Origin of the sequence: Microbacterium aurugineum, from assembly GCF_023101205.1 — a bacterium.
Lineage (GTDB): Bacteria > Actinomycetota > Actinomycetes > Actinomycetales > Microbacteriaceae > Microbacterium > Microbacterium aurugineum.
In genome coordinates this window covers 3,389,061-3,400,391 of sequence record NZ_CP078078.1, presented here as the reverse complement: position 1 = coordinate 3,400,391, position 11,331 = coordinate 3,389,061, and the positions used below count along the sequence as shown (strand labels likewise).

The following is an 11,331-nucleotide window of genomic DNA, read 5'->3' as shown; positions in this document are numbered from 1 at the left end:
GGTCAGGGAGTGGGGACCGACGCGAAGATCTGGTCGATGATCTCCTCGCTGCGGATGCCCTCGGCGTCGGCCTCGAACGTCAGGAGCACGCGGTGGCGGAGCACGAGGTGCCGCAGCTCCCGGATGTCTTCGGGCAGCACGTGCGCGCGCCCCTTGAGTAGAGCCAGTGCCCGCGAAGCCTGCAGGAACGCGATGCTCGCCCGGGGGCTCGCGCCGTACTTGATGAAGCGCGCGCGCTCCTCGCCGATGTACGGCACCGGGTTCCTGGTGACGTAGGCGATGGACACGATGTAGTTCCGGATCGCGGGGTCGACGTAGATGCGGCTCGCGACGTCCTGCAGCAGGTGCACGTCGTCGAGGCTGACGGTGCTGCTCACGTGGCGGTCGGGGTCGAGCACACCGGAATCGATGCGGCTGAGGACCTCGAGCTCTTCGGCGGGGCTCGGGTACTCGACGATCTCCTTGAGCAGGAAGCGGTCCATCTGCGCCTCGGGCAGCTCGTAGGTGCCCTCCTGCTCGATCGGGTTCTGCGTCGCGATCACGAGGAACGGCTTCGGCAGGTGATGGACCTCGCCGCCGATCGTGGTCTGATGCTCCTGCATCGCCTCGAGCATGGCGCTCTGGGTCTTGGCGCTGGAGCGGTTGATCTCGTCGAGCAGCACGAAGTTCGCGTGCACCGGACCGAGCACGGTGCGGAAGGAGCCCGTCGCCGCGTCGTAGATCTGGTTGCCGGTGATGTCGCTGGGAAGCAGGTCGGGCGTGCACTGGATGCGCTTGAACTGCGCTTTCACGGTGTCGGCGAGAGTGCTGGCGGCCGTGGTCTTCGCCAGGCCGGGAACGCTCTCCAGCAGGATGTGACCGCCGGCGATGAGGGAGACGAGGAGGCTCGTGCGCAGCCGATCCTGGCCGACCATCTTGGCGGAGTAGGAGTCGGAGATGATCCGCAGCACCTCGGCGGCTCTCCTGAGCTCGGCGTCGGTCGGCGCGGCCTTCGTCGCTGCGGGTGCGGCAGGTGCGGCGGGTGCGGCAGGGGCGGCGGGCGTGGCAGACGCCGGGGCCGGTGCCGGCGGTGCAGGGGCCTGCGCGGGGGCGGGCGGAGGCGGCGGTGCGGCGATCGTCCGCGGGTCGGGCGTGGAGGACTCGGTCATCTGTAGGCTCCCTCGTTCAGGGACGCGCGTCGCGGCCATCCCCCGCGCACCAGCGTAATCGCTGTGTCCACCTGCATGACCGGATGACGGATGCAGGACGACCCGCCGGGCCCAGGTCATGCATCCGTCCGAGGATTCTGCAGGTGGCGGGCAGGCGCGACCCCCGGGTGCCGGTGGCGGACACTGCTAACGTCGAAGAGCAGCCGCTTTCCGGGCAGGTCGAGCTTCTCCGCTCCCACCAGGACAGAACTGTTCCTCGCTCGGAAGCGGCCGTGCCGATACATGACTGAAGAGTATGAGGACAATACGTGACGAGTAGAGAACGAGTAGCGATCATCGGAGCCGGACCCTCGGGGATGGCGCAGCTGAGGGCCTTCGAGTCCGCAGCCCGTGCGGGAGCCGACATCCCCGAGCTGGTCTGCTTCGAGAAGCAGGCCGACTGGGGCGGGCAGTGGAACTTCACCTGGCGCACCGGACTGGACGAGTTCGGCGAGCCGGTGCATTCGAGCATGTACCGCAACCTGTGGTCGAACGGCCCGAAGGAGGCGCTGGAGTTCGCGGATTACAGCTTCGACGAGCACTTCGGTCGCCCGATCTCCTCCTACCCGCCGCGCCCGGTGCTGTGGGACTACATCGCCGGTCGCCTGGAGAAGACCGACGTGCGCGACCTGATCCGCTTCCAGACCGTGGTCCGCTGGGTGGAGTTCGACGACGAGCGCGAAGTCTTCACCCTCACCAGCGAGCACCTGCCCTCCGGCGAATCGTCCGTGGAGGAGTTCGACCGCGTGATCGTCGCGAGCGGACACTTCTCCTTCCCGAACGTGCCGGAGTTCCCCGGTATCGAGACGTTCCCGGGGTACATCAGTCATGCCCATGACTTCCGAGGCGCCGAGGCCTTCGAAGACAAGGATGTGCTGGTGATCGGCGCGAGCTACTCCGCGGAGGACATCGGCAGCCAGGCGTTCAAGATGGGGGCCCGTTCGGTGACGGCGAGCTTCCGCTCCGCGCCGATGGGGTACGACTGGCCCGAGGGCATCGAGGAGCGGCCGGTCCTCGAACGCTTCGAGGGCAGCACCGCGTTCTTCGCCGACGGCACCTCGAAGCAGGTCGACGCGGTCATCCTCTGCACCGGCTACCTGCACAAGTACCCGTTTCTGCCGGACGACCTCGCCCTCTCCTCGCCGAACAACGTGTACCCCGATGGGCTGTACCGCGGAGTGCTCTGGCAGGGCAATCCGCGCCTGGCCTACCTCGGCGCGCAGGACCAGTGGTTCACGTTCAACATGTTCGATGCGCAGGCCTGGTACGTGCGTGACCTGATCCTCGGTCGTCTGTCCCTGCCCGACGAGCAGGAGCGGGCGGCATCGATCGCCGAGTGGCGCACGCGCTTCGGACAGATCGATTCGGCCGCGGCGGAGATCCGCTTCCAGGCGGACTACATCCGCGATCTGCTGCAGCTCACGGACTACCCGGAGTTCGACATCGACCGGGTGGTCGAGATCTTCCTCGCGTGGAAGCGCGACAAGAAGGACGACATCATGGGCTACCGCGACCGCACGTACGAGTCGGTCATGACCGGCACCCTCGCGGTCGTGCATCACACGCCGTGGCTGGAAGAGCTCGACGACTCGCTCGAGCGCTACCTCGACGTGGACCCGGATGCCACCGAGACGGCGCGGATCATCGAGGGTCAGCCTCGCGACGACGATCGTGAGGCGCTCGCCACCACCTGAGTCTCTGTTGACGCCTCTGCCCCTCCGCCCACTCCGGGTGCGAGGGGCGGAGGCGTCAGAGGCAGGTCAGGAGTCGATCGGGGTGGTGCCGCGGCGCCTGCCGATCCAGACGACGCCGGCGGCCACGGCGATGATCGCGATCGCGATGCCGACGATGTAGGCGGAGACCCCGAGGTAGCCGCCCGGGACGGTGTGCGGGTTCAGGAAGGGATACGGGTACCAGTAGGGCTGCCCGGTCGCCGGCGAGATCACCAGGTTCGCGCGGATCATCGTGTACGCGACCCACACGAGGGGGAAGACGGCGGTGGCCCCCACGGCGCTCCAGCCCAGCGCGCGGCGTCGAGGCGCGAAGAGCAGATCGAGGAGCATGATCAGCGGCACGATCACGTGCAGCACCTCGTTGGACCAGGGGACCGTCGCCCCCTGCGGCAGCTCGATCCCGCGGAGCAGTGTGTTGTAGACGATCCCTGTGACGATGGCGTAGGTGCTCGCGCAGACCAGGATCAGAGCGAGCCAGCGCGGTTCGGGGCTCGTGGTCTTCCGCTTGAGGATGCCCCAGAGGCCCCCGATGACGAGCGCGACGGCTGCGAGGACGTTGGAGAGGATCGTGAAGAAGCTGAAGAAGTTCACGATCACCGTGGGGAGGTGAGAGCCCCACTCGGTCTCCGAGAGCATGGCGATCTCGAGCGTCCGCACCAGTTGGGCGACGATGGCAGCCACCGCGAGAACAGATGCCGCGAGTCGCGCGTAGGGCCACCAGGTCGTCATTTCGCCTCCGGTCGTAACTGTAGTCACTCGCCCCGGCGGTTCTCGGCATCAGGTGCGGCGACGCCACCGCAGTCGCGTGATGAGGACGCCGAGCAGGCAGAGGGCTCCACCGAGGAACATCAGCGGCGTCGGCACCTCGCCGAGGATCGCCCACGACATCAGGATCGCGATCGCGGGCACGACGTAGGTGGTGGCGGAGGTCTGTCCCGCGGTGCTGCGCTGCAGGACGTAGGCCCAGGTGGTGAAGGCGATCGCCGTGGGGAAGATGCCGAGGTAGACGACCCACAGCGTCGCGTCCAGCGGTGCGGTCTGCAGGGAGTCGATGAGGCTGCCGACCCAGGGCAGTAGCGCGACGGTGCCGACGCCCGCACCGAGCCAGGTCAGGGTGGTCGGATCGACGCCGGAGGTGAGCAGGCGCTTCTGCACGAGCGTGCACCCGGCGTACATGACGGCTGCGAGCAGGGCGAGCAACAGACCGGTGATGTCAGGGCCGGCGCTGGTGGAGGAGTTCATGCCGATCAGCACGACCCCGAGGAACGCGATCGGGGCGCCGATGATGAGGGGCTTCGGGAAGCCTTCGCGGAGGAAGAGTCCGCTGAAGACGACGACCATGAGCGGCGCGAGGTTCACCACCATCGCGGCCGTCCCCGCATCGAGTGTCAACTCAGCGCTGTTGAGGGCCAGGTTGTAGACGCAGAACCAGCCGATGCCCCACACCGCCACGAGGAGCCAGTGGCGACGGGCGGGGATGCGGATCCCGTGCCGCACGGCGATGATCGTCAGCACCACGGTGCCGACCGCCATCCGCAGCAGCGCCAGAGCGCCCGGGTCGTAGTGAGGGCCCGCACCACGGATGCCGATGAACGCCGAGGCCCACAGCACCACCGTGACCAGCGCGGCGACGAGCACGAGCGCGCCCTGACTCTTCGGCGCCTCGGTGGTCGTGCGGATACCGGGCTCGCCGGATGCTGCTCGTGACATCCTTCGATCCTGGCAGGGGCTTCCGACACCGGACGAGCCGCCGGAGCGCCATGATCCGCACGTTTTCCGCCACCCCCGCCCCCCGCCCCCCGCCCCCCGCCCCCCGCCCCTGCAGAGTGCGATATGTCACCTTCAGACGCCTCCGGAGGTGACATATCGCACTCGGAGGGCGGGCCGAGAGGCTCCCGATAGGATGGGACGGCCCGAAGAGGGCCAGCTCATCGGCCGGTGCAAACCCGGCGAAAGCCAGGGGGTTACCCATGCCAGGAATCGTTATCGTCGGCGTGCAGTGGGGCGACGAAGGAAAGGGCAAGGCCACCGATCTGCTCGGTGAGCGCACCGACTGGGTGGTGAAGTTCAACGGCGGCAACAACGCCGGGCACACCGTCGTCGTGGGAGACGAGAAGTACGCGCTGCACCTGCTGCCCTCCGGCATCCTCTCTCCGGGCGTGACTCCCGTGATCGGCAACGGCGTCGTCGTCGACCTCGAGGTCCTGTTCTTCGAGCTGGAGGCGCTCGCCGCCCGGGGCATCGACGTCTCGCGTCTCAAGGTCAGCGCCAACGCGCACATCATCACGCAGTACCACCGCACGCTCGATAAGGTCACCGAGCGTTTCCTCGGAAAGCGGATGATCGGCACCACCGGTCGAGGCATCGGTCCGGCCTACGCCGACAAGATCAACCGCGTCGGTATCCGTGTGCAGGACATCTTCGACGAGAACATCCTGCGCCAGAAGGTCGAAGGCGCTCTGGATCAGAAGAACCACCTGCTGGTGAAGATCTTCAACCGTCGCGCGATCACCGCCGACGAGGTCGTCGATGATCTGCTGTCGTACGCGGACCGCCTGCGCCCCCTTGTCGCCGACACGGGCTACCTGATCGCGGAGGCCCTCGATCGTGGCGAAGTCGTCGTGTTCGAAGGCGGTCAGGCCACGATGCTCGACATCGACCACGGCACCTATCCGTTCGTGACCTCGTCGTCGGCGACCGCAGGCGGAGCCGCGACGGGTGCGGGCGTCGGCCCCGGTGCGCTCGACCGCATCGTCGGCATCGTCAAGGCGTACACGACCCGCGTCGGATCGGGCCCCTTCCCGACAGAACTCTTCGACGAGCAGGGCGACTGGCTGCGCAAGCAGGGCTTCGAGTTCGGCACCACCACCGGGCGTCCGCGTCGGGTCGGCTGGTACGACGCGCCGATCACCCGATACGCGACGCGCATCAACGGCATCACCGACCTCGTGCTCACCAAGCTCGACATCCTGACCGGACTCGACGAGATCCCGGTGTGCGTCGCCTACGACGTCGATGGCGAGCGTTTCGACGAGGTGCCCGTCAACCAGACCGACTTCCACCACGCGAAGCCGATCCTGGAGTACTTCCCGGGTTGGAACGAGGACATCTCCGTCGCCCGCACCTTCGAGGATCTGCCGCAGAACGCACAGGACTACGTGCTGGCGCTTGAGAAGATGAGCAATACCCGCATCTCGGTGATCGGTGTCGGCCCCGAGCGCGACCAGGTCATCGTCCGCCACGACCTGCTCGACTGATCCGGCCTGTCGTGACGCGATTCTGGCTCGGCGGCTACGGCCCCGGCATGGACGGTTCTGCCGACGGCATCGGTCTGCTCGCGGGGGATGCAGGCCGGGAGGCCACCACGCTCGCGTACCGGGGCGTGGTCGCAGAGGCCCCTTCGCCGTCGTGGCTGGCGCAGCATCCGACGCTCGACGTCGTCTACGCGGCGCTCGAGGGCGACTCCGCCGTGCAGGCGTTCGTGCGCACGGGGGACGGCGCTCTCTCCCCGATGGGTGCACCGGCGGCGGTGGGCCAGTACGTGTGTCACGTCGCGGTCGCTGCGAACGGCTCCGCCCTGGTCGCCAGTTGCTACGGCGACGGCCGCGTGGTGCGGCTCGGCCTCGATGCGGACGGGCGGATCGTCCCCGCACGGCCGGATGCGGCGGCGGAACTCCGCGCGGCACTGTTCGGCGACGACACGGCCCCCGGGGTGCCGCCCACTCCCGGTGACGGCATCGCCGCGGTCGACCCGTACGGGGTGGGCGGTGACCGTGTCTCGCACGCGCATGCCGCCGTGTTCCTTCCCGACGGGCGCATCGCCACGACCGACCTCGGGTTCGACCTCGTGCGGTTCTGGCGGCAGGTCGGCAGCGGGCTCGTGCTCGACCACGAGGTCGTGCTGCCACTCGGCACCGGGCCGCGGCACATGGTGCTGCACCCCAGCGGGCACCTGCACGTGGTGACCGAGTACTCGTGCGAGGTGTTCACGCTCGCCGAGGCGTCCGACCGCACGTGGAGCGTCGTGTCGTCGACGCTGTCGAGTCCGATCGCCCAGGTGGGCACAGACTTCCCCGCCGAACTCGCCCGCAGCCGCGACGGACACTTCCTCTACACGGCCCTGCGCGGAAGCAACACGATCGCGGTCCTGCGCGTGCGCGGCGGGGGTGAGGCCCTGGAGTCCGTGGCGCTCGCCGACGCGGGGGTCGACTGGCCGCGCCACCACCTGGTGCATGAGGGCAAGTTGCTGGTCGCGGGGCAGCGCTCCGATACCATCACCCTGCTCGACCTCGATGAGCGCACGGGCGCGCCCCTCGGTATCCGCCATGAGGCGCAGGTGCCGACGCCGACGCATTTCCTTCCGGTGCGCTGAGACGATGCCGAGCGCCGTCGACCTCCTCTTCCCGGAGCTGACGTCACCGCGTTGACCGTCATGGAACCGAACGTGGAGGGCGTGTGGCACGCCCTCCATGAGGTCCTGCTCGGCGGCTGAACCCTCGTCGGCGAACCGGCGCTTGACCTCGACCTTACTTGAGGTTCTACGGTCATCATCATGACCTCGAAGACCGAGCAGGTGTCGACGCCGGGCGCGGCCGCACCTCGCATCTTGAGCCGTGACTACGTCTGGATCACGATCGGCGCCTGCGCGCTCGTGTTCCTCGGCGCGTTCGAATCCCTGGCGGTCACCACGGTGATGCCGACCGTGAGCGCCGATCTCGGCGGAGAACGGCTGTATGCGCTCGCTTTCGCCGGACCTCTCGCCACCGGGGTCATCGGCATGGTGCTCGCCGGGAATTGGGCGGATCGTCGCGGACCGGTCGCTCCGTTGTACACCGCGGTCGCCCTGTTCATCGTCGGACTGCTGATCGCCGGCCTCGCGCCGAGCATGGAGATCCTCGTCGCGGGGAGGTTCGCCCAGGGCCTCGGCAGCGGAGGGTTGATGGTGGCCCTGTACGTGGTGGTCGCCCGCGTCTACCCGCACGAGCTCCATCCGGCGATCTTCGCCGGCTTCGCCGCGGCCTGGGTCATCCCCTCACTGATCGGCCCGACGGTCGCGGGTGCCGTCACCGAACTCTGGAGCTGGCACTGGGTCTTCCTCGGCGTGGTCATCCTGGTGCTGGTGGCGCTGCTGATGGTCGTGCCCGCACTTCGCGGGCTCGCGAACCACGGCGATGCGACGACTCCCTGGGCGTTCGGGCGACTCGGATGGTCGGTGCTCGCGGCCGTTGCTGTTCTCGCGCTGAATCTGGTCGGCGACATCCCCGGGTTCGGCTCCGCTCTCGCTGTCCTTGCTATCGTGGTCGCCCTCGTCGCGGTGCGGCCGCTGGTCCCGCGCGGGACGTTTCGGGCGCGCCGAGGGCTTCCGTCCGTCATCCTCGTCCGCGGGGTCGCGGCCGCCGCGTTCTTCGGTGCGCAGGTCTACCTGCCCTACCTGCTCACCGATAGGTACGAACTGTCGCCGACTCTGGCAGGACTCGCGCTGACCGGCGGTGCGCTCGCGTGGTCCCTCGCCGCGACCGTCCAGGGGCGGCTGGGCGCGCGCCTCTCGAGCGTGACGGCCGTGCGGCTCGGGACGGGCCTCGTGTTCGCCGGCATCGTGCTGACCGTCGCGACCGCGGGCTTCCGGGGAGACGCTCTGCTGATTGCGCTCGCCTGGGTCATCGCGGGTATGGGGATGGGGCTGATGAGTCCGCGCACCAGCGCCCTCACGCTCGCGATGTCCACGCCGGAGAATCAGGGCTTCAACAGCGGGGCGATGACGGTCGCCGACTCGTTCGGCAGCGCCCTGGCCCTGGCCGTCACGGGCACGCTGTTCACCGCGCTCGCGGGCGCCGACCCGTTCCTCGGCGTGTTCGTGCTGGCTGCGGTCGTGGCCTTCGCGGCGGCGGTCCTCTCCCCGAGGGTCCGTGTCGAATCCGCCGAAGACGAATCGCGGGAGCAGGGTGCGTCATGAGCCGGGACGCGACTACCCGCTGGAGGATGCTGCGGGCCCACATGATGCCATCGCGCAACGGCGTCAGCGAGGGAAGGTCGTGTTGGTGACTGCGGGGTGGTGATTTGCGCGGGGGTAGCTACATCCGTACGCTGATGAACGGTGTTCAGGTGAACACCGTTCAGGAAGGATGAGCGATGACCGCATCGACCCGTGACTCCAGTGCGACCCTCGGTCGGGTGGCCGTGTTCGCCGCCCTCATCATCGTGCTGGGAACGGTTGTCGTGCCGCTCCCCGGCGGCGTGCCCATCACCGGGCAGACGCTCGGCGTCATGCTCGCGGGTCTTGTGCTCGGTCCGCGCGTCGCGCCCTGGTCGATCGCCCTCGTGCTGGCGCTCGCCGCGGTCGGACTCCCCGTGCTCGCAGGCGGACGCGGGGGCCTGGGTGTCTTCGTCGGACCGACCGTGGGCTACCTGATCGGCTGGATCGCCGGCGTCGTGGTGATCGGGTTGCTCATGCGCACCGGACGGTTCACCTGGTGGCGGTGCGCGGTGGCCGCTCTGGTCGGCGGCGTGTTCGTCGTCTACGCGTTCGGCATCCCGGTCCAGGCACTCGTGACCGGAGTTCCGCTCGACCTGACTGCTCTGTCGAGCCTGGCCTTCCTCCCGGGCGACCTCATCAAGGTGACCGCGGCCACGCTGATCGTCGTCACCCTGCGCCGGGCATATCCCCGCGCTTTCGCCGACTCCCGCCGGGGTCGGGAGCTCGCGACCGCCTGAGCTGCCTGACCGCCGCACCCCGCCCGCGCCACGCCGGAGGGAACAACTCACCCGTGACTCGGCGTTGGTCTTGAGCGAGACTGGGCGACGGAACCGGCCGACGGAGAGGTGCCAGGCATGAACGCAGCGCAGAAGACCGACGAATACGACCTGATCGTGCTGGGCGGAGGTCCGGTGGGCGAGAACGTCGCCGACCGCGCCGTGCAGGGCGGACTCACCGCGATCATCGTGGAGAGCGAGCTCGTCGGAGGTGAATGCTCCTACTGGGCGTGCATGCCGTCGAAGGCGCTGTTGCGTTCGGCACAGGCGTTGCGGGCAGCGCAGCACGTGGCGGGCGCCTCGCAGGCGGTGACCGGGAAGCTCGATGTGCGGGCGGTCTTCGAACGACGCGACTCCTTCACCAGCAACTGGTCCGATGACGGGCAGGTCAAGTGGCTCGACTCCGCCGGGATCGATCTGGCGCGCGGGCACGGTCGGCTGACGGGTGAGCGGGAGGTGACCGTGACGGATGCCGACGGGGCGACGCGCGTGCTCCGTGCCCGACATGCGGTGGCGATCAGCACCGGATCGGACGCCGTCATCCCGCCCATCGACGGGCTCCGTGAGTCCGCACCCTGGACGAGTCGAGAGGCGACCAGTGCCGAGGAGCTGCCGGAGCGCCTGGCCGTGATCGGCGGAGGCGTGGTCGCGGTCGAGATGGCCACGGCATACGCGGCACTCGGCTCGCAGGTCACCGTCATCGCCCGCAGCGGTCTTCTCGGGGGTATGGAGCCCTTCGCCGGGGAACGGGTCGCAGCCGGTCTCAAGGAGCTCGGCGTCGACGTGCGCACCGACACGGGCACGGTATCCGTGCACCGTGGCGCCGACGGCGTGACCGTGACGCTCGACGGCGGTGAGAAGATCATCGCGACCGAGGTTCTCGCCGCGACGGGTCGTTCGCCGCGCAGCGGAGACATCGGCCTCGACGTCGTGGGCCTGGAGCCCGGCCGCTGGATCGAGACGGACGACACCCTCCGGGTCCCCGGATCCGACTGGCTGTATGCGGTCGGTGATGTGAACGGGCGCGTGCTCCTCACCCACCAGGGCAAGTACCAGGCGAGGGCGGCAGGCGACGTCATCGTCGCGCGTGCCCAGGGCGACGATGTGGATGACAGCCCCTGGGGTCGTCACGTCGCGACCGCCGACCAGGCTGCCGTCCCACAGGTCACGTTCTCGATCCCCGAGGTCGGCTCCGTCGGTCTGACCGAGGCGCAGGCGGTCGAGGCAGGAATCACCGTGAAGGCGATCGACTACGACCTGGGGTGGATCGCGGGGGCGAGCCTCTACGAAGACGGTTTCGAGGGGCAGGCGCGGCTCGTGATCGACACCGATCGCGATGTCGTGATCGGTGCGACCTTCGTCGGCCCCGAGGTGGCGGAACTCGTGCACGCCGCCACCGTGGCGATCGTCGGCGAGGTGCCGATCGCCCGTCTCTGGCATGCGGTGCCGTCGTACCCGACCGTCAGTGAGATCTGGTTGCGACTCCTGGAGGGCTACGGGCGCGATTCCGCCTGAGTCCGACCATCGTGGCGGGCAATCCGTTTTCGCGGGCAGGCCGAACAGTTTCGGGATTGTTTCTCACATTGACGGCCCGCGCGCAACCCTCGAGCCCGATGTCCCCACCGTCTTATACGCTCGAACACACATCCGAGGAGGCAGGA

At 68.7% G+C, this 11,331-nt stretch carries 9 protein-coding genes; 6 read left to right on the top strand and 3 right to left on the bottom strand.

The genetic code is table 11. The features are described from left to right. Nucleotides 1–2: 2 nt before the first annotated feature. Entirely contained in the window at nucleotides 3–1,148 is a 1,146-nt protein-coding gene (locus KV397_RS16305; protein WP_261811756.1) for an AAA family ATPase, read from the bottom strand. A gap of 308 nt (nucleotides 1,149–1,456) precedes the next feature. Here KV397_RS16305 and KV397_RS16300 point away from each other — a divergent pair, with 308 nt between their 5' ends. Next, a complete protein-coding gene (locus tag KV397_RS16300) occupies nucleotides 1,457–2,881 on the top strand; it encodes an NAD(P)-binding domain-containing protein (protein ID WP_261811755.1) in 1,425 nt (474 codons plus the stop codon). A gap of 66 nt (nucleotides 2,882–2,947) precedes the next feature. On the opposite strand, the gene KV397_RS16295 is transcribed toward KV397_RS16300, so the two are convergent. Beyond that, nucleotides 2,948–3,649, bottom strand: coding sequence for a Pr6Pr family membrane protein (locus KV397_RS16295; protein WP_261811754.1), 702 nt, complete (start codon nucleotides 3,647–3,649; stop codon nucleotides 2,948–2,950). A gap of 48 nt (nucleotides 3,650–3,697) precedes the next feature. Further along, a complete protein-coding gene (locus KV397_RS16290; protein WP_261811753.1) occupies nucleotides 3,698–4,630 on the bottom strand; it encodes a DMT family transporter in 933 nt (310 codons plus the stop codon). A gap of 260 nt (nucleotides 4,631–4,890) precedes the next feature. On the opposite strand from KV397_RS16290, the gene KV397_RS16285 reads away from it, so the two are divergent. The 5 genes from KV397_RS16285 (at nucleotide 4,891) to KV397_RS16265 (ending at nucleotide 11,185) form a co-directional block, all read left to right on the top strand. Next, nucleotides 4,891–6,177, top strand: a complete 1,287-nt coding sequence (locus KV397_RS16285; protein WP_047521732.1) for an adenylosuccinate synthase — start codon at nucleotides 4,891–4,893, stop codon at nucleotides 6,175–6,177. 11 nt (nucleotides 6,178–6,188) lie between these two features. Beyond that, complete coding sequence (locus tag KV397_RS16280; RefSeq protein WP_261811752.1) at nucleotides 6,189–7,292, top strand: lactonase family protein; 1,104 nt, start codon at nucleotides 6,189–6,191, stop codon at nucleotides 7,290–7,292. Between the two features lie 180 nt (nucleotides 7,293–7,472). After that, nucleotides 7,473–8,873 carry an MFS transporter gene (locus KV397_RS16275; RefSeq protein WP_261811751.1) on the top strand — a complete coding sequence of 467 codons (1,401 nt, stop codon included), beginning with the start codon at nucleotides 7,473–7,475 and terminating at the stop codon, nucleotides 8,871–8,873. 176 nt (nucleotides 8,874–9,049) lie between these two features. Next, nucleotides 9,050–9,631, top strand: a complete 582-nt coding sequence (locus tag KV397_RS16270) for a biotin transporter BioY (RefSeq protein WP_131492898.1) — start codon at nucleotides 9,050–9,052, stop codon at nucleotides 9,629–9,631. Between the two features lie 117 nt (nucleotides 9,632–9,748). Continuing rightward, nucleotides 9,749–11,185 carry a dihydrolipoyl dehydrogenase family protein gene (locus KV397_RS16265; protein WP_261811750.1) on the top strand — a complete coding sequence of 479 codons (1,437 nt, stop codon included), beginning with the start codon at nucleotides 9,749–9,751 and terminating at the stop codon, nucleotides 11,183–11,185. Nucleotides 11,186–11,331: the final 146 nt, after the last annotated feature.

Excerpts from the sequence above, each read along its gene's own strand:
- KV397_RS16305 (WP_261811756.1), bottom strand. The coding sequence starts at position 1,148 with ATGACCGAGTCCTCCACGCCCGACCCGCGGACGATCGCCGCACCGCCG.
- KV397_RS16295 (WP_261811754.1), bottom strand. The coding sequence starts at position 3,649 with ATGACGACCTGGTGGCCCTACGCGCGACTCGCGGCATCTGTTCTCGCG.
- KV397_RS16290 (WP_261811753.1), bottom strand. The coding sequence starts at position 4,630 with ATGTCACGAGCAGCATCCGGCGAGCCCGGTATCCGCACGACCACCGAG.
- KV397_RS16285 (WP_047521732.1), top strand. The coding sequence starts at position 4,891 with ATGCCAGGAATCGTTATCGTCGGCGTGCAGTGGGGCGACGAAGGAAAG.
- KV397_RS16275 (WP_261811751.1), top strand. The coding sequence starts at position 7,473 with ATGACCTCGAAGACCGAGCAGGTGTCGACGCCGGGCGCGGCCGCACCT.
- KV397_RS16270 (WP_131492898.1), top strand. The coding sequence starts at position 9,050 with ATGACCGCATCGACCCGTGACTCCAGTGCGACCCTCGGTCGGGTGGCC.
- KV397_RS16265 (WP_261811750.1), top strand. The coding sequence starts at position 9,749 with ATGAACGCAGCGCAGAAGACCGACGAATACGACCTGATCGTGCTGGGC.